Genomic DNA, 17035 nt, shown 5'->3' on the forward strand with positions numbered 1-17035 from the left:
CCGCGGCGGGTCGCCGCCCCTGGTTACCGCAGGGTCACTCTCGACTGGCGGACCCGGAGAGGGCAGGGCAGGGTGGGGCCCGCCAACCGCACGCCCGCAGCGCCCGGAGGGGTTCAATGACGTTCCCGACCCGCATCCTGTACGCCACCGACGGATCCCCGAGCGCCGCCCTGGCGCGCGCCCGCACCGTCGACCTGGTCCGGCATACCGACGCGGAGGTGCACGTCGTGCACGTCGCGCTGGTGTCGCCCTGGACCAACCCGACGCCGCTCAGCCCCGGCCAGCGAGAACGCCTCCAGCTCGAGGCCGGACCCGTGCTGGACGCGGGCGCGGCCGCCCTGGAGGCGGAGGGGGTGGCCGTGACCGGCACCTACCTGCGCACCGGTCGGGCGACGGACGAGATCCTGCGCCTGCGCGACGAGATCGACGCCGACCTCATCGTCATCGGCAGCCGGGGGCAGAACGCCTTCGTGCGCGTCCTGCTCGGCAACGACGCCGAGGGCGTCGTCCGGCACGCGCCCTGCGCCGTCCTCGTCGTCCGCAGCGAGGGGGAGACCCGATGACCGCCGACGTGCTGCTCCCACTGTCCGGCTCCTCCGGCGGGGGGATGCCCGACTTCACCGTCCGCGCCCTCGACCTGTCGGTCATCATCGGCTACCTCGTGCTGAGCCGGATCATCCCGCTCGTGGCCGGCGCGCGGATGAAGCGCAAGGCCCACGCCGAGGCCAAGGCCAGCGGCAAGGAGAGCGACGCCTCGGAGGACTACTTCCTCGGCGGGCGCAACTTCATCTGGCCCTTCGTCGGGCTCTCGCTGGTCGCCACCAACATGTCCGGGGCGACCTTCGTCGGCCTGGCCGGCGGCGCCTACGAGCAGGGCATCTCGATCTTCGCCTACGAGTGGATGTCGGCCGTCATCCTCGTCGTCTTCATCTTCTTCATCCTGCCGTTCTACCTGCGCTCCAAGGTCTTCACGCTGCCGGAGTACCTCGAGCAGCGCTACGACCGGCGCTCCCGGATGGCCTTCGCCGGGTTCAACCTCTTCGCCAACATGTTCATCGACATGGCCGCGGCGCTGTTCGCCGGGGCCGTGGTCGTCAAGGTGCTCTACCCCGACATCCCGATGATCGTCTCGGTGGCGGTGCTCGCGGTCCTCGCGGCCATCTACACCGTCATCGGCGGGCTCGGCGCGGTCATGATCAGCGACTCGATCCAGGCGACCGTCACCCTCATCGGCGGCGTCATCGTCCTCATCGCGACGTTCGACGCCATCGAGTCCTGGGACTCCATGGCGCAGGCCGCCGGGGACGAGAAGATGAGCCTCATCCTGCCGGCCGACAACCCCGACCTGCCGTGGCCCGGGCTCATCACCGGCGTCCTCGTCGTGGGGCTCTACTACTGGACGACCAACCAGCTCGTCGTCCAGCGCACCCTCGGCGCGAAGTCGCTCGACCACGGCCGCTGGGGCTCGCTGCTGGCCGGCTTCATCAAGCTGGCCTTCCTCTTCCTGTTCATCTTCCCCGGGGTCATGGCGATCTCGCTCTACCCCAACCTGGACAACCCGGACACGGTCTTCCCGACGCTGGTCTTCGACCTGCTCCCCGTCGGGCTGCGCGGCCTCATCCTGGCGGCCGTCATCGCAGCCATCACCTCGACCGTCGACTCGATCCTCAACTCGGCCTCGACGATCGTGACGATGGACTTCGTCAAGACGCTGCGGCCGGACACCTCGCAGCGGGCGCTGGTCTTCACCGGTCGGGTGGCGACCGTGGTCGCGCTGGTCGTGGCGATCCTCTGGGCACCGTTCATCGCCCAGTTCGACACGCTCTACAACTACCTGCAGTCGGTGCTGTCGTTCCTGGTCCCGCCCGTCGTGGCGGTCTTCCTCGCCGGCATCGCGTGGAAGCGCATCAGCGGCACCGCCGCCTTCCTCACGTTGGTCATCATGCAACCGGTGGGACTGATCACCTTCATCCTCACCCAGGTGCTGCCCGAGGAGCCCACGATCCAGTTCCTGTATGCCGCGGGCATCAGCACCGCGCTCTCGGTGCTGCTCCTCGTGGGCATCAGCCTGGTCGGGCCCTCACCGGACGAGTCGAAGACGGCCGAGCTCACCTGGAAGTCGGAGTACTGGACCGAGGAGTCGCAGGCGCTGCAGGGCACCGCGGTCTGGGCGAACTACCGGGTCATCTCGGTCGTCCTGCTCGTCCTCACGGCGGCCATCGTCGTCACCTGGGCCTGACGGGCCTGACCGGCATACCGGAGCCTCCACGGGCTCCACCGGCTGGGCAGTCTCCACTCCTGAGCAGGAGGTGTTCCTCTGCGGTGATGCATCACGGCAGAGGAACACCTTCTGCGGATGACTCCGCTCAGCTGAGACCGGTGATGGTGCCGTCCTCGGCGATGTCCATCCCGAGCGCCGCCGGGACCTTGGGCAGCCCGGGCATCCGCATGATGTCGCCGGTCAGGGCGACGACGAAGCCGGCCCCGGCGTTGACGACCAGCTCGCGGACGGTGATGGTGAAGCCGCGCGGCGCGCCGAGCAGGGTCGGGTCGTCGGAGAAGGAGTACTGCGTCTTGGCCATGCACACCGGCAGGCCGCCGAAACCGCCGTCGGTGAGCTCGGCCAGCTGGGCGCGCGCCGCGGGGGCGAAGTCCACCCCGTCGGCGCGGTAGACCTGCGTGGCGATGGTCTCGATCTTGTCCCGCAGGCCGGCGTCGGCGGCATACAGCGGGGCGTAGTCGCTGCCCTGCTCGCACAGCTCGACGACCCTGCGGGCGAGCTCCTCGCCGCCCTCGCCACCCCGGGTGAAGACCTCGGAGAGCGCGACGTCGACGCCCAGCTGGCCGCAGCGCTCCCGGACCAGGTCGAGCTCGGCGTCCGTGTCGCTCGGGAAGCGGTTGAGCGCCACGACGACCGGCACCCCGAACGCCTGGAGGTTCTCCAGGTGCTGCTCGAGGTTGGCCAGACCGTCCTGAAGGGCGCGGAGGTCCTCGGTGCCGAGCTCTCCCTTGGCCGCGCCGCCTTTGAGCTTGAGGGCGCGCACCGTGGCGACGATGACCGCCGCGGCCGGGCGCAGGCCGGCCGCCGGGCAGACGATGTCGAAGAACTTCTCCGCGCCCAGGTCGGCGCCGAAGCCGGCCTCGGTGACGACGTAGTCGGCCAGCTTGAGCGCCGTGCGGGTGGCGAGCACGGAGTTGTTGCCGTGCGCGATGTTGGCGAACGGCCCGCCGTGGATGATGGCCGGGGTGTTCTCCAGGGTCTGCACGAGGTTGGGCTTGACCGCGTCCTTCATGAGCATGGCCATGGCCCCGGCCGCCCCGAGCTGGCCGGCGGTCACGGGCTGCTTGTCAAAGGTGTAGCCCACGATGATGCGGCCGAAGCGCTCCTTGAGGTCCTCCAGCCCGGTGGCGAGGCAGAGCGCGGCCATGATCTCGCTGGCCACGGTGATCTCGAAGCCGGACTCGCGGACGACCCCGTCCCCCTTCTTGCCCATGCCGATGACGATGTTGCGCAGGGCGCGGTCGTTCATGTCGAGGACGCGCTTCCAGGTGATGCGCTTGGGGTCCAGGCCCAGGGGGTTGCCCTGGTGCAGCGAGTTGTCGACGAGGGCCGCGAGCAGGTTGTGCGCGGAGGTGATCGCGTGGAAGTCGCCGGTGAAGTGCAGGTTGATGTCGTCCATGGGGACGACCTGCGACCAGCCGCCGCCGGCCGCCCCGCCCTTCATGCCGAAGCAGGGGCCCAGCGAGGGCTCGCGCAGCGTGGTGATGGTGCGCGCGCCGATCCGGTTGAGCGCCATGGACAGCCCGACGTTGGTGGTGGTCTTGCCCTCACCGGCCGCCGTCGGGTTGATGGCCGTCACCAGGACGAGCTTGCCGTCCGGCTGGTCCTGCAGGCGGTCGAGGACGTCGAGGGAGATCTTGGCCTTGTGGTGGCCGTAGGGCTCGTACTCCTCCTCGTGCAGGCCCAGCCGCTCGGCCACCCGGCCGATCCGCTCCAGCGTGGCTCCCTGCGCGATCTCGACGTCCGTCAACATCCCTGCCTGCCTCCTTGCAGCCGGTGACCACGCGGTGGCCGGTGATGGTCAGCACGGTCCCCGGTGATCGTCAGCACAAACTACAAGGCCCGGCCGGTGGCCCGACAAGGACTCTCTCGCGTGTCGTGGGTCACACTTCCCCGGACGGAGCGGGCGCGCGCGCGCACAAATCACACGGGTGTAAGTCCGGTGCCGTAGACTCCACCGCAGATCCAGCCAGACCACCATGAGGAGAGGACGCATCCATGGGTGCTGCCAGCCACGTGCAGCAGGTCGAGCCTCCCGTCGGGCTGTCGGCGCGCGACCAGGAGATCCTCGACTTCGAGAACCGCCACTGGACCTACGCCGGCTCCAAGGAGCAGGGCATCAAGGACCTCTTCGACCTGAGCTCGACGCGCTACTACCAGCTGCTCAACCAGCTCATCGACAGCGAGGCGGCGCTCGCCTACAAGCCGCTGCTCATCAAGCGACTGCGTCGCGACCGGTCCCGTCGCCAGCGGGCGCGCTCGATGCGACGCCTCGGCATGCAGAGCTGAGGCACGGCATACGCTGGGCTGCGTGAGCCCGACACCGCTGCGCGACCTCGTGCACCCGAGCTGGGCCGAGGCGTTGGCGCCGGCGGAGGGGACCGTGGCGCGGATCGGGGAGTTCCTGCGCGGTGAGGTCGAGGCGGGGCGGGGCTACCTGCCGGGCGGCCCGCACGTGCTGCGCGTCTTCACCCGCCCGCTGGAGGACGTGCGGGTCCTCATCGTGGGCCAGGACCCGTACCCGACCCCGGGGCACGCCGTCGGCCTCAGCTTCTCCGTCGCCCCGGACGTGCGGCCGGTGCCCCGCAGCCTGCAGAACATCTACACCGAGCTGGTCGAGGACCTCGGCGTGCCGCGACCCAGCACCGGTGACCTCTCCCCCTGGGCCGACGCCGGCGTCATGCTGCTCAACCGTGTCCTCACCGTCCGCCCCGGCGCCCCGGCCAGCCACCGCGGCCAGGGCTGGGAGGAGGTCACCGACCTGGCCATCGACGCCCTCACCCGGCGCGGCGGCCCGCTCGTCGCGATCCTCTGGGGCCGCGACGCCCGCAACCTCGCGCCCCGGCTCGGCGACGTGCCGCGCGTCGAGAGCGCCCACCCCTCACCGCTGTCCGCCCGCCACGGCTTCTTCGGCAGCCGGCCCTTCAGCCGGGCCGACGAGCTGCTGCGCCAGCAGGGCGGTGCACCGATCGACTGGAGGCTGCCCTGAGCACCCACGACCACACCGCGACCGCGACCCCGCAGCACCGCCTGGCCGAGGGGCGAGACCAGCACGCCCACCCGCTGCGGCTGGTGCACGGCGAGGCCGGACCCACCGTGCACGGCCGGGCCGGCAGCATCCGCCCGGTCGCCCGCGCGTGGACGCGCTACGTCGCGATCGGGGACTCCTTCACCGAGGGCATGAGCGACCCGGACCCGGACACCCCGGACGCCTACGTCGGGTGGGCCGACCGGCTCGCCGGGCTGCTGTCCGGGCACGTCGACGACTTCGCCTACGCCAACCTCGCCGTCCGGGGCCGCACGCTCACGGACGTCGTCGGCCCGCAGCTCGAGGCCGCGCTCGGTCTGCAGCCCGACCTGGTGAGCATCGTCGGTGGCGGCAACGACATCCTGCGCCCGCGCGCCGACATCGACGACCTCGCGGCCCGGCTCGACACCGCGGTGGCGCGGATCCGGGCCACCGGCGCGGACGTGCTCATGGCGACCCCCACCGACCCCGCCGGGGCCCCGATCATCGGTCGCACGCGGGGGCGGGCGGCGGCATACATCGCCCACATCTGGTCGATCGCCCAGCGCCACGGCTGCTACGTCCTCAACCAGTGGGCCTGCGACTTCCTCAAGGACTGGCGGATGTGGGCCCAGGACCGCATCCACATGACCCCCGAGGGGCACCACCGCGTCGCGCTCACCGCCTACGTCGCCCTCGGGCACACCGTCGAGGACGCCGACGGCAGCGACTGGCGGGCCCCGCTGCCGCCGCAGGCACCGGCGGCCACCGTGGACACCCTCCGCGGGCACGCCCGGTGGGCCCGCGAGTATGCCGGGCCCTGGGTCCACCGACGCCTCACCGGCCGCTCGTCCGGGGACCGCGTGCTGGCCAAGCGCCCCGAGCTGGGGCCGGTGGTGCGGCCGGTGGGCCCCGACACCGAGCGACCGCCTGCGCAGGGAACCACCGAGCACTGAGGAGCTGCTGATGTTCCAGACCCCTTCCGGGCTGTGGCTGACCGTCCTGGGCCCTGACGAGCTGGAGGTGCTGCCCGCCCGCGGTCTCGGCTGGCTCGGCGTCGACCTCCAGCACGGCCGGTATGCCGTCGCCGACCTCCCCGGGCTGCTGCGCGCCGCCCCGGTGCCGGTGCTGGCGCGCGCCGCCTCGGCGGACGCCGCGCACCTGGCGCAGGTGCTCGACACCGGCGTGGCCGGCGTCATCGTGCCCGGGGTGACCTCCGTGGACGGGGCGGCCGCGCTGGTGCAGGCCGTGCGCTTCCCGCCCGAGGGGGTGCGCAGCAGCGGGCTGACCCGGGCGGTCCTCACCGGCGCTCCGGAGCGCCCGCTGCTGCTGCCCATGGTCGAGACGGCCGGGGCCCTGGACGACGTCGAGCGGATCGCCGCGCTGCCCGGCGTGGACGGCCTCTTCGTCGGCCCCTACGACCTGTCGCTCTCCCTGGGCCGCCCCGGCGTGACCGACGACCAGGTCGTCGCCGCCCTGCACCGGGTACGGGAGGTCTGCACCGGTGCGGGGCTGCTCGCGGGGGCCTTCTCCGGCGACCGCGAGCTGGACCGCCTCCTGCCCCCGGGGCTGGACCTCCTCGCCCTCGACACCGACGTCACCGTGCTGCGCAGCGGGCTCGAGGCGTTGCTCGGCTAGAGACCGGGTCGCCGGCGCGACCGCCGGTGGCGCGCACCACACCGACGGCGCGGCCCCGAACGGCGCGCCGCCTGCGGTAGATCTGTCGCAGGTGCGGCACTATCCTCGGTCTCATGACGCAGATGCGGGTCTCCGAGGCCGCGGCCCTCCTGGGGGTCTCCCCCGACACCGTCCGGCGCGCCATCGACGCCGGCCGCCTCACCAGCACCCGGGACGGGGCCGGCCGCACGGTCGTCGAGGGCGCCGAGCTCGCCGCGCTCGCCCAGCAGCAGGCCCACCCGGCCGACGTGGGAGCCGTCGGTGCCTCCTCGGCCCGCAACCAGCTGCGCGGCATCGTGACCCGCATCGTCAGCGACACCGTGATGTCGCAGGTCGACATCCAGGCCGGGCCGTTCCGACTCGTCTCCCTGCTGTCGACCGAGGCCGTCGAGGAGATGGGCCTGGAGGTCGGCTCGGTCGCCATCGCCACGGTCAAGGCGACCAACGTCGGGGTCGGGGTGCCCGCGTGAGCAGGCGGGTGCCTCTCGTGGCGGGCCGGCTCGTCGGCCTGCTGGCCGCCGCGTCCCTGACACTGACCGCCTGCACGCGCGACGCCGCCCAGCCCGACAACGCCGACGAGCCGCAGGACGGGCTCACCCTGACCGTGCTGGCGGCCAGCTCGCTCACCGACGTGCTCGAGCCCGTCGTGGACAGCTTCGAGGGAGACCACCCCGGCCTGACCGTGCGCGCCGGCTTCTCGGCCAGCTCGACCATCGTGCAGCAGGTCAACGAGGGCGCCCCGGCCGACGTCGTCGCCCTCGCCGGGGAGGCCTCGCTGGAGCCGCTGGAGGACGGGCGCCGCAGCGGTCCGGTCACCCTGTTCGCCACCAACCAGCTGGAGATCGCGGTGCCGGTGGACAACCCCGCGGGGGTGGACGACCTCGACGACCTCGCCGCCGACGGGCTGACCCTCGTCGTGTGCGCCGAGCAGGTGCCCTGCGGCCAGGCCACCGAGCGCCTCTTCGCGCAGGAGGGTCTGCAGCCCGACGTCGCGTCCTACGAGAGCGACGTCCGCGCGACCCTCACCAAGGTGGAGCTGGGCGAGGCCGACGCCGGCCTGGTCTACCGCACCGACGTCGCGGCGGCCGCCGACCGGGTCGCCGGGGTCGAGATCCCGGAGGACCGCAACGTCGTCAACCGCTATCCCGCCGTGGCCGTCTCCGACCGTGAGCTGGCCCAGGACTTCGTCGACCACCTGCTGTCCGAGCACGTGCAGGAGCGCCTCGTCGAGGCCGGCTTCGGCCCGGCCCCCGAGCGGTGAGGGCGGCCTCGACCCGCGAGCGGCCGACCACCGGCTCGTGGTCGCTGCGGGTCCCGGCGCTCATCGGGATCGCCTTCGTCGTGGTGCCGCTGGTCGCCCTGCTCGCCCGCACCGACTGGCCGCAGCTCGGCACCCACCTGTCCTCCCCCGTGGTCGGGCAGTCGCTGCGGCTCTCCGCCGTGACCACCAGCGCCACCATGATGCTGGTGTGGCTGCTGGGCACGCCCCTGGCGTGGCTCCTGGCCCGGTCGGACCACCCGCTCACCGCCTGGGCCCGCGCGGTCATCACGGTCCCGCTGGTGCTGCCGCCGGTCGTGGGCGGCGTCGCGCTGCTCATGGCCTGGGGCCGGCGCGGGGTGGTCGGCGGCCCGCTGGAGGCGTGGTTCGGGATCACCGTGCCGTTCACCACGGTCGCCGTGGTCATGGCGGAGCTGTTCGTGGCGCTGCCGTTCTACGTCGTCTCCGTCGAGGGGGCGATGCGCGGCCTGGACCGCCGGGTCGACCAGGTGGCGGCCACGCTCGGGGCGGGCCCGGTCCGCACCTTCGTGCACGTCGTCGTGCCGCTGGTCCTGCCGGGCATCGCCGCCGGGTCGGCGCTCGCCTGGGCGCGGGCGCTCGGGGAGTTCGGGGCCACGATCACCTTCGCCGGGAGCTTCCCGGGGCGCACCCAGACCGCCCCCCTGGGGGTGTACGCCGCGCTCGAGCAGGACCCGGACGCCGCCCTCGCCCTGTCCGTGGTCATGCTCGCGGTGAGCGTGCTCGTGCTCGGCGGTCTGCGCAGCAGGTGGCTGCGGTGAGCGGGCTGCAGGCCGACCTGCGGGTCCGCCGCGGCGAGCACGTCGTGGAGGCCCGGCTCGACGCCCCCGCCGGGGTGAGCGCGCTGCTGGGGCCCAACGGCTCGGGCAAGACCACCCTGCTGCTCGCGCTCGCCGGCCTCCTCCACGCCGAGCGGGCCCGCGTCGAGGTGGCGGGGCGCACCTGGGCCGGGGACGGGGTCGACCTCGCGCCCGCCCGGCGCAGCGTCGGCCTGGTGCTGGCCGACCCGGTGCTCTTCGGCCACCTCAGCCTGCTCGACAACGTCGCCTTCGGCCCGCGCTCGAGGGGTATGCCGCGGCGCGCCGCCCGCGACCGCGCCCGGGAGGAGCTGGAGCGGGTGGGTCTGGGCGAGCTGCTCCGCCGCCGGCCCGCGCAGGTCTCCAGCGGCCAGGCGCAGCGGGCGGCGCTCGCTCGCGCCCTGGCCACGGATCCCGACGTGCTGCTGCTGGACGAGCCGCTGTCCGCGCTGGACCCGCAGACCCGGTCCCGCACCCGGGCCGACCTCGCGACCCGGCTGCGCGACTACCCGGGGGTCACCCTGCTCACCACCCACGACCCGCTGGACGCGCTGACGCTGGCCGACCGGCTGCTCTTCCTCGAGGACGGGCACCTCACCCAGACCGGGACGCCGGGTGAGGTGGTCGCCCGGCCGCGCACCCCCTACGTCGCCTCGCTGGTCGGGCTCAACCTGCTCGCCGGCACGCTGGTGGACCGGGAAGGGTGGGCGGTGGAGCTGCGGCCTGCCGGCGGGCGGTCCGCCGGCCGGCTCGTGCTCGCCGAGGCGCCGGAGGACGCCGCGGCCGGCGAGCAGGTCTGGGCGAGCGTCAACCCCGCAGCCGTCGCCCTCTTCTCGCGACGGCCGCAGGCCTCCGCCCGCAACCTGTGGCTGCTGCGGGTCGAGTCGGTGACCGTCACCGGCCAGCGCGCCCGGGTCCACCTCACCGGCGACGTCGACCTCGTCGCCGAGGTGACGCTGGGGGCGGTGGCGGCGCTCGACGTCCAGCGCGGGCGCGAGCTGTGGGCCGCCGTCAAGGCGACCGAGATCCACGCCTACCCCGCCTGACCCCTCGCACCGGACGCGTGGTCAACACCCACCGGACGCGCCGTCAGAGGACACCGGACGCGTGGTCAGCCCCCACCAGACGCGTGGTCGGGCCGCACCGGACACTCGGCGGGGACGGCCACCGAGTCCCTCCCCCGCACCCGGCCCTCGCCCGGTTAGCAGGTGACGCGACGTCCGGAACTATCGTCCTGGAGCATGCTGCCCGTGACGCGCGTGCTCCCCACCGAGGAGGCCGGCGACCTCCTGGCCCTGGTCCGCGAGATCGCCGACGAGCAGCTGCTCCCCCAGGTCGACGAGGCCGAGGCGGCCGCCCGCTTCCCCCGCGAGGTCTTCACCGTGCTCGGCCGGGCCGGGTTGCTGTCGCTGCCGTTCCCGGGGGCCTTCGGCGGCGGCGCGCAGCCCTACGAGGTCTACCTCCAGGCGGTCGAGGAGATCGCCCGCGGGTGGATGTCGGTCGCGGTCGGCGTGTCCGTCCACGCCCTCACCGCCTCCCCCATGACGGCCTTCGGCACGTCGGAGCAGCAGGGAGAGTGGCTGCACGGCATGCTCTCCGGCGACCAGCTCGGCGCCTACTGCCTGTCCGAGCCGCAGGCCGGCTCCGACGTCGCCTCGATCCGCACCCGGGCGGTGCGCGAGGGTGAGGACTACGTCATCACCGGCACGAAGGCCTGGATCAGCCACGCCGGGCACGCCGACTACTACACGCTCTTCGCCCGCACCTCCGACGACGGCGGCCGCGGGCTGTCCTGCTTCCACGTGCCGGCCGACACCGACGGCCTCGTCCTCGGCGAGCCGGAGCGCAAGATGGGGCTGCACTGCGACACGGTCCGCGAGGTCGTCTTCGACGGGGTGCGGCTGCCGGCCCGTCATCGCATCGGCGCGGAGGGCGAGGGTATGCCGATCGCGCTCGCCGCGCTCGACGCCGGCCGCCTGGGGATCGCCGCCTGCGCCGTGGGGCTGGCGCAGCGGGCGCTGGAGGTCGCGACCGCCTACGCCGGCGAGCGCGAGCAGTTCGGCCGGCCCGTCGCGAGCAACCAGGGGCTGGCGTTCCTGCTGGCCGACATGGCGGCGGCGGTCGGGTCGGCGCGGGCGACCTACCTGCACGCGGCGCGGCTCAAGGACGCCGGGCTGCCGCACGGCCAGGAGGCCTCGGTCGCCAAGCTCGTCGCCACCGACGCCGCGATGCGGGTGACCACCGACGCGGTGCAGGTGCTCGGCGGCTACGGCTACACCACCGACTTCCCCGTCGAGCGCCTCATGCGCGAGGCCAAGGTGACCCAGATCTTCGAGGGCACCAACCAGATCCAGCGTCTGGTGATCTCCCGCCACCTGCTGTCCGCACACTCCTGACCCCTGAGAGGATCCACCATGCAGATCACCGAGCGCACCGTCGCCCTCGTCACCGGCGCCGCCAGCGGCCTGGGCGAGCAGAGCGCCCGCCGCCTCCTCTCGGCCGGTGCCCGGGTCCTGCTGGTCGACCTGCCCGGGGGGCGCGGCGAGGAGCTGGCCGGCGAGCTGTCCACCGAGCACGGCGAGGGCCGCGTCTCCTTCGCCGCCGCCGACGTGCGGGACGCCGAGCAGGTCGCGGCCGCCGTGCAGGCCGCGGTCGACCTCGGGGAGCTGCGTGTCGTCGTCAACTGCGCCGGCGTCGCCACGCCCGGCCGGATCCTCTCGCGGCGCGGGGTGCTGGACCTCGAGGCATACCGCACCGTCGTGGAGATCAACCTCATCGGCACCTTCAACGTGCTGCGCCTCGCGGCCGAGGCCATGGCGGCCAACGAGCCCGACCTCGCCGAGCACGGGGACCGCGGCGTCATCGTCATGACCGCCAGCGTCGCGGCCTTCGACGGGCAGATCGGGCAGGCGGCCTACGCCAGCTCCAAGGCCGGGGTCGTCGGCCTGACCCTCACCGCCGCCCGCGACCTCGCCGACAAGGGCATCCGCGTGATGACCATCGCTCCCGGGGTCTTCGAGACGCCGATGATGGCGGGGCTCGGCGACGACGTGAAGGACTCGCTCGAGGCGCTGGTCCCCCACCCCTCCCGGCTCGGCAGGCCGGAGGAGTACGCCTCGCTCGTCGCCCACATCGTCGAGAACCCCATGCTCAACGGTGAGGTCATCCGTCTCGACGGAGCGCTGCGGATGCCCCCGCGCTGACCCGGCCTGCCCGCCTGCCGCGCGACCCGCGGACCGGGCACCTATCGTCGAGGGATGAGCTACCCCCTGACCAAGACGATGGCCGCGCTGACCGCCGGGTATGCCGTCTTCGCCGCCGTCCGTCCCTCTCACCTGTCCTCGGCGCTCGACGAGACGGGTGCGGCCGCGCAGGCCACCGACCGGCTCGCGTGGACCTACGCCGTGCGCGACCTGAGCACCAGTGCGCTCGCCTTCGTGCCCGGCCTGGCACCGGTGGCGGGTCTGCTGCGGATCACCGGTGACCTGGGGGACGCTGCCATCCTCGGCAGCACCGGCCCGGCGTCCGAGCGGGCCAAGCTCGCCGGGGTCCCGCTCACCTGGGCCGCCCTCAACGCGGCGGCACTGATCGCCGACCGGCGCTGACGGACCCCTCCCGCCGCAGCAGCTGGTGGCGGTCCCGCCACGCGGCGGTCGACCACAGCGCCCAGGCCACGAGGACGGGCTGGAAGAACAGTCTCGTCAGCCGGGCCTGGTCGGTGTCCAGGCCGAAGCCGTCCGTGCCCTCGACGTACTGCGCGACGTTGCCCGGGAAGATGGCGACGAAGAAGGCCGCGGTGGCCCAGCCGACGGGGACCTTCCACCGCGGCAGCGCCACCAGTGCCGCCCCGAGCCCGACCTCGGCGATGCCGGAGAGCACCACCACGAGGTCGGGGTCGACCGGCACCCACGACGGCACCTGCGCCTGGAACTCCTCGCGGGCCACGGTGAGGTGCGACACCCCGGTGAAGAGCAGCGTGCCGCCGAGCAGCACCCGGCCTGTCGCGCGGGCGAGACGGTGCAGGTCCATGCGGCGATGGTAGGCGCTCACCCTGGGGCTCAGGGCAGGAAGATCCCGTTGCCCGGGCCGAGCGGCAGGTCGAAGAAGTACCAGATGCCGACGAGCGCGGCCCAGGACACCCAGAACGGCACGACGAAGACGACGAGCCGGGCGATGACGGTGCCCAGCCCGGCGTCCGGCTCGTAGCGGCGCAGCAGGCCGAGGATGACGATCATGTAGGGGTTGAGCGGGGTGACGATCTGCGTGGCGGAGTCGCCGACCCGGAAGGCCGCCTGGGTGAAGGCCGGCTCCAGGCCGATGAGCGCGAACATCGGCACGAAGACCGCCGCCATGATCGTCCACATCGAGGACCCGGACACGATGAAGAGGTTGAGGCAGGAGGCCAGCAGGATGAAGCCCAGCACCGCCGGGAAGCCGGTGAGCCCGCTCGCCTCCAGCCCGGCCGCCCCGTTGACCGCGATCCACGCCCCGATCCCGGTCCAGTTGAACAGGGCGATGAACTGACCCAGCACGAAGGCCAGGATGAGGAAGCTCATCATGTCCTTCACCGCCGAGCTCATCATCCGCACGATGTCGCCCATGCCCGACACCGTCCCGACGACCCGTCCGTAGACCACGCCCATGGTCATGAAGTAGGCGAAGACGAGGAAGACGATCGAGTCCAGCAGCGGGGAGCTCGGGAGGAAGCCGCCCTCCTCGTTGCGCCACGGCGAGGCCGGCACCAGCAGGGCGACCACCACGACCACGGTGAGCAGCCCGGCGGCGGCCAGGGACCACCACAACCCCCGCGTCTCGACCGCCGACAGCTCGGGGTCGACGGTGTCGTCGGCCGTGTCGGCGTCGTTGGGCGCCTCCACGTCGACCGCCTGGTCGCCCCGGGCGCCACGACCCCGTCCGGCCTCCTCCGGCGCCTCCGCCGAGCCGGCCCCGCCCGGCTGCCCGGCCTCCTCCCCGGCGTCGACCTGCGCGGTCGGCACGTCCTGCTTGACCATCCGCGGCTCGAGGATCCGGTCGATGATGAAGCCGCACACCATGCCCAGCAGCAGGGCCGCGACGACGTTGAAGTAGTAGTTCGAGACCGGGTTGACCGGGGTGGTCTCGATGCCCGGCAGGGACTCCATCACCCCGGTCGTGATGCCGGCGAAGAGCGCGTCCAGCGACGTGGGCACCAGCGCGGTCGAGTAGCCGGCGCCCACCGCGGCGAAGCCGCCGAGCAGCCCGGCCACCGGGTGCCGACCGGCCGCCTTGAAGACGAGGGCGGCCAGCGGTGGGATGATGATGAAGGCCGAGTCCGCCATGACGGAGCCGGTCACGCCGACGATCCCGACGACGTAGGGCAGCATCCACCGGGGCGCCGAGCCGAAGGACTTGCGGACCACCGCCGCGAGCATCCCGGTCTTCTCGGCGACGCCGACGGCCAGCAGGATCGTGAGCACCGTCTGCAGCGGCGGGAAGCCGATGAAGTTGGGTCCCAGGTTGCTGGTGAACCACGCCAGCCCCTCACCGGTGAACAGCCCACGGATCTCGATCGGCCCGTCCTCGGTGCCGGGCACCGTCACCGTGACGTCGGCGAGCGCCATCCCGGTCGAGACGACCCCCGTGATGAGCAGCAGGATGAGGAAGAGGGTGAACGGCTCGGGGAGCTTGTTGCCCCACCGCTCGATGGTGGTGAGGAGCCGGTCACCGACCCCTCGGCGCTCGCGCTCTGTGGTGGCAGTGGTCATGGCGTCCCTCCGGTATGTCGTGGGGCCGGGCGGCGGGCGCCGCTCCGTCGGGGTGGTGCCCGGGCGGGCGCCGCTCAGTCGAAGTACGTGGCGGGGTCGAGGGCTCCGCCGGCGGCCTCGAACTCCTCGCGCGCCGCGCGCGCCAGCTCCTCGTCGGCCAGGAAGTCCCAGGCCGTGTGGGCCAGCCCGACCGCACCGTCGACCGCCGCCCGCTCGGCGGCCTCGGTGGCGGCGGCCGCCGCGAACTCCTCGGTGTGCAGCGCGGCGTCGGGCCCGGCGATGGCGATCATCGGGTGGATGCCGGGCACCCGGACGCTGACGTTGCCGAAGTCGGTGGACCCGGCGAGCACGTCGGGCACGGTCCCGGCGGGCAGCACCTGCCGGCCGCGCTCCCCCAGGCTGCGCACCCAGCGCCCGCCCAGGGCGGCGCTGCCGCGGATGGGTAGCGAGGGTGGGTAGTGGTCCCACTCCAGCTCGACCGTGGTGTCGGTCATGGTCGCGGCGCCCTGCATGACCCGCTCGACCCGACCGGAGAGGTCGACGAGCGTCCGAGGGTAGGCCGAGCGCACGTAGAGCTGCATCGTCGCCGAGCCGGTGATGATCGACGGACGCGTGCCCCCCTCGGTGATGACCGCGTGCACGCGGTCCGAGGGCGGCATCTGCTGCCGGAGCAGCCCGATCCCCTGGTAGGCGAGTGCGGCCGCGTCGAGGGCGTTGCGGCCCTGGAACGGCTGGGCGGAGGCGTGCGCGGGGTGGCCGGTGAAGGTGGCGCGCAGCAGCCGGCGCCCCAGGAAGAGGGTGTCGACGACGTCGTAGCCGAACGGGTGCGTCATACAGGCGGCGTCCAGGCCGTCCCACGCGCCGCCGCGGGCCATGACCTCCTTGCCGGTGTGTCCCTCCTCGGCCGGCGTGCCGAGGAAGACGACCCGGCCCTGCACCTCGCTGCCGGCCTCGGCGACCAGCCGCGCGAGGGCGATGAACGCCCCCACCCCCGTGGCGGCGATGACGTTGTGGCCGCACGCGTGGCCGATCCCGGGGAGCGCGTCGTACTCGCTCAGGACCGCCACCGTGCGGTGCCGGTCGGGGTCGAAGCCGGGGGTGGCGACCTCCGCCCGCAGCGCGGTCTCGACGCCGTGGGCCCCGACCTCGACCGGTATGCCGGTGCGCCGGGTGATCAGGTCGGCGAGCAGGGCGGCAGAGCGGTGCTCCTCGTAGGCCAGCTCGGGGTCGGCGTGCAGCTGCCGCGCCACCCCCACCAGGTCCTCGGTGCCTTCCTCGACCAGGGCGCTCAGGCGCGCGAGATCCTCCTGCGGCGCCCCGGCGAAGGGGCTGTCGGGCGGGTCGGCCGCGGCGACGGTCGCGCGGGTCTGCCGCTCGAGCTCGTCGAGGAAGGCCGTCGAGATGCGGGGTGCGTCAGGCTGCATCTGCAGCAGACTACTCAGGTTGTAAGCGCTGTCGAGGCGAGAACTCCGGACGCCTCCGTCGGGTGGCGCCACCCCGGGAGGGGGCCGGGGCGCAGACTGAGGCCCTGCCGTCGCCGATGAGAGGTCCCCCACCATGTGGTTCGACTCGTGGTCCACCGTCCTGAGGATCGTGCTCGTGGGAGCCGCCTCCTACGTCACGCTGGTGGTGCTCCTGCGCCTCGGCGGCAAGCGCATCCTGGCCAAGCTCAGCGCCTTCGACCTGGTGGTCACGGTCGCGCTCGGGTCCATCCTGGCCAGCGCGGTGCTGAGCAAGGACGTGCTCTTCGTCGACGCCCTGACCGGCATGGCGCTGCTCGTCCTGGCGCAGATGATCGTCACCCTCGTCAGCAGCCGGTTGCCCGGAGGACGCTCCTTCGTCAACGCCGAACCCAGTCTGGTGGTCGCCCACGGCCGGCTCCTCGAGGACCAGCTCTCGCGGGTGCGGCTCACCCGCGACGAGGTCATGCAGGCCATCCGCTCCAGCGGTCACGGCGGGCTCGACTCGGTCGGCGCCGTGGTGCTGGAGCCGGACGGCACCCTGAGCGTCGTCGCCGGCTCCTCGGTCGGCGACGGGGAGGCGCTGGCGACCGTGCCCCGGTGGACGCCTCTGACCTGCGACGACGACGAGCTCCCTGAGTGATCCACATCACAACACACACTTTCGGCGAGCATCTGTTCAGCGGGGTGGTGGGGACCTAGCATTCCGTCGACGGGGCGCCGCTCCGACCGGCCGCCATCGGCCGCGGATGCACCTCACCACCCCCGGAGA

The 17035-nt window shown here is 73.1% G+C and carries 18 protein-coding genes; 14 read left to right on the forward strand and 4 right to left on the reverse strand.

Features of this window, described 5'->3' with window-relative positions; all coding sequences use genetic code 11:
- The first annotated feature begins 116 nt into the window (after positions 1-116).
- Together Q0967_RS10825 and Q0967_RS10830 are read left to right on the forward strand one after the other, a co-directional pair.
- A complete protein-coding gene (locus Q0967_RS10825) occupies positions 117-563 on the forward strand; it encodes a universal stress protein (protein WP_298751391.1) in 447 nt (148 codons plus the stop codon).
- Entirely contained in the window at positions 560-2239 is a 1680-nt protein-coding gene (locus Q0967_RS10830) for a sodium:solute symporter (RefSeq protein ID WP_299449959.1), read from the forward strand. The genes Q0967_RS10825 and Q0967_RS10830 overlap by 4 nt, the downstream gene beginning before the upstream one ends.
- A gap of 127 nt (positions 2240-2366) precedes the next feature.
- On the opposite strand, the gene Q0967_RS10835 is transcribed toward Q0967_RS10830, so the two are convergent.
- Positions 2367-4034: a formate--tetrahydrofolate ligase gene (locus Q0967_RS10835; protein ID WP_299449961.1), complete on the reverse strand. Its 1668-nt coding sequence runs from the start codon at positions 4032-4034 to the stop codon at positions 2367-2369.
- A 245-nt stretch (positions 4035-4279) separates the two neighbouring features.
- Here Q0967_RS10835 and Q0967_RS10840 point away from each other — a divergent pair, with 245 nt between their 5' ends.
- The 11 genes from Q0967_RS10840 to Q0967_RS10890 all read left to right on the forward strand — a co-directional run bounded on the left by Q0967_RS10840 (position 4280) and on the right by Q0967_RS10890 (position 12664).
- Complete coding sequence (locus Q0967_RS10840; protein ID WP_130014664.1) at positions 4280-4570, forward strand: DUF3263 domain-containing protein; 291 nt, start codon at positions 4280-4282, stop codon at positions 4568-4570.
- 22 nt (positions 4571-4592) lie between these two features.
- Positions 4593-5270, forward strand: a complete 678-nt coding sequence (locus tag Q0967_RS10845; RefSeq protein ID WP_299449963.1) for a uracil-DNA glycosylase — start codon at positions 4593-4595, stop codon at positions 5268-5270.
- 128 nt (positions 5271-5398) lie between these two features.
- Positions 5399-6244: an SGNH/GDSL hydrolase family protein gene (locus Q0967_RS10850; RefSeq protein ID WP_299450216.1), complete on the forward strand. Its 846-nt coding sequence runs from the start codon at positions 5399-5401 to the stop codon at positions 6242-6244.
- A 10-nt stretch (positions 6245-6254) separates the two neighbouring features.
- Positions 6255-6926, forward strand: coding sequence for an HpcH/HpaI aldolase/citrate lyase family protein (locus Q0967_RS10855; RefSeq protein WP_299449964.1), 672 nt, complete (start codon positions 6255-6257; stop codon positions 6924-6926).
- A gap of 113 nt (positions 6927-7039) precedes the next feature.
- Complete coding sequence (locus tag Q0967_RS10860) at positions 7040-7435, forward strand: molybdopterin-binding protein (protein WP_299449967.1); 396 nt, start codon at positions 7040-7042, stop codon at positions 7433-7435.
- Positions 7432-8226, forward strand: coding sequence for a molybdate ABC transporter substrate-binding protein (modA, locus tag Q0967_RS10865; RefSeq protein WP_299449968.1), 795 nt, complete (start codon positions 7432-7434; stop codon positions 8224-8226). Before Q0967_RS10860 ends, modA begins: the two co-directional genes overlap by 4 nt.
- Positions 8223-9023 carry an ABC transporter permease gene (locus tag Q0967_RS10870; RefSeq protein ID WP_299449971.1) on the forward strand — a complete coding sequence of 267 codons (801 nt, stop codon included), beginning with the start codon at positions 8223-8225 and terminating at the stop codon, positions 9021-9023. Before modA ends, Q0967_RS10870 begins: the two co-directional genes overlap by 4 nt.
- Complete coding sequence (locus tag Q0967_RS10875; RefSeq protein ID WP_299449974.1) at positions 9020-10105, forward strand: ABC transporter ATP-binding protein; 1086 nt, start codon at positions 9020-9022, stop codon at positions 10103-10105. Before Q0967_RS10870 ends, Q0967_RS10875 begins: the two co-directional genes overlap by 4 nt.
- A 198-nt stretch (positions 10106-10303) precedes the next feature.
- Positions 10304-11455, forward strand: coding sequence for an acyl-CoA dehydrogenase family protein (locus Q0967_RS10880; RefSeq protein ID WP_299450219.1), 1152 nt, complete (start codon positions 10304-10306; stop codon positions 11453-11455).
- 18 nt (positions 11456-11473) lie between these two features.
- Positions 11474-12262 (forward strand): SDR family NAD(P)-dependent oxidoreductase, encoded by a 789-nt coding sequence (locus Q0967_RS10885; RefSeq protein ID WP_298751371.1) that lies wholly within the window; start codon positions 11474-11476, stop codon positions 12260-12262.
- 54 nt (positions 12263-12316) lie between these two features.
- Complete coding sequence (locus Q0967_RS10890; protein ID WP_298751369.1) at positions 12317-12664, forward strand: hypothetical protein; 348 nt, start codon at positions 12317-12319, stop codon at positions 12662-12664.
- On the opposite strand, the gene Q0967_RS10895 is transcribed toward Q0967_RS10890, so the two are convergent.
- The 3 genes from Q0967_RS10895 to Q0967_RS10905 form a co-directional block, all read right to left on the reverse strand.
- Positions 12630-13088, reverse strand: a complete 459-nt coding sequence (locus Q0967_RS10895) for a hypothetical protein (protein ID WP_298751367.1) — start codon at positions 13086-13088, stop codon at positions 12630-12632. The genes Q0967_RS10890 and Q0967_RS10895 overlap by 35 nt on opposite strands.
- Positions 13089-13117: 29 nt before the next feature.
- Positions 13118-14803, reverse strand: coding sequence for an AbgT family transporter (locus tag Q0967_RS10900; RefSeq protein WP_298751365.1), 1686 nt, complete (start codon positions 14801-14803; stop codon positions 13118-13120).
- Positions 14804-14877: 74 nt separating this feature from the next.
- Positions 14878-16227 (reverse strand): amidohydrolase, encoded by a 1350-nt coding sequence (locus Q0967_RS10905; RefSeq protein ID WP_298751363.1) that lies wholly within the window; start codon positions 16225-16227, stop codon positions 14878-14880.
- Between the two features lie 133 nt (positions 16228-16360).
- On the opposite strand from Q0967_RS10905, the gene Q0967_RS10910 reads away from it, so the two are divergent.
- Positions 16361-16906, forward strand: a complete 546-nt coding sequence (locus Q0967_RS10910; RefSeq protein ID WP_298751362.1) for a DUF421 domain-containing protein — start codon at positions 16361-16363, stop codon at positions 16904-16906.
- Positions 16907-17035 lie beyond the last annotated feature (129 nt).

Source organism: uncultured Serinicoccus sp., from assembly GCF_947500995.1.
Taxonomy (GTDB): domain Bacteria; phylum Actinomycetota; class Actinomycetes; order Actinomycetales; family Dermatophilaceae; genus Ornithinicoccus.

Coding starts and splice junctions, on each gene's coding strand:
- Q0967_RS10825 (WP_298751391.1), top strand. CDS start 117: ATGACGTTCCCGACCCGCATCCTGTACGCCACCGACGGATCCCCGAGC.
- Q0967_RS10830 (WP_299449959.1), top strand. CDS start 560: ATGACCGCCGACGTGCTGCTCCCACTGTCCGGCTCCTCCGGCGGGGGG.
- Q0967_RS10835 (WP_299449961.1), bottom strand. CDS start 4,034: ATGTTGACGGACGTCGAGATCGCGCAGGGAGCCACGCTGGAGCGGATC.
- Q0967_RS10840 (WP_130014664.1), top strand. CDS start 4,280: ATGGGTGCTGCCAGCCACGTGCAGCAGGTCGAGCCTCCCGTCGGGCTG.
- Q0967_RS10855 (WP_299449964.1), top strand. CDS start 6,255: ATGTTCCAGACCCCTTCCGGGCTGTGGCTGACCGTCCTGGGCCCTGAC.
- Q0967_RS10860 (WP_299449967.1), top strand. CDS start 7,040: ATGACGCAGATGCGGGTCTCCGAGGCCGCGGCCCTCCTGGGGGTCTCC.
- Q0967_RS10885 (WP_298751371.1), top strand. CDS start 11,474: ATGCAGATCACCGAGCGCACCGTCGCCCTCGTCACCGGCGCCGCCAGC.
- Q0967_RS10890 (WP_298751369.1), top strand. CDS start 12,317: ATGAGCTACCCCCTGACCAAGACGATGGCCGCGCTGACCGCCGGGTAT.
- Q0967_RS10895 (WP_298751367.1), bottom strand. CDS start 13,088: ATGGACCTGCACCGTCTCGCCCGCGCGACAGGCCGGGTGCTGCTCGGC.
- Q0967_RS10900 (WP_298751365.1), bottom strand. CDS start 14,803: ATGACCACTGCCACCACAGAGCGCGAGCGCCGAGGGGTCGGTGACCGG.
- Q0967_RS10905 (WP_298751363.1), bottom strand. CDS start 16,227: ATGCAGCCTGACGCACCCCGCATCTCGACGGCCTTCCTCGACGAGCTC.
- Q0967_RS10910 (WP_298751362.1), top strand. CDS start 16,361: ATGTGGTTCGACTCGTGGTCCACCGTCCTGAGGATCGTGCTCGTGGGA.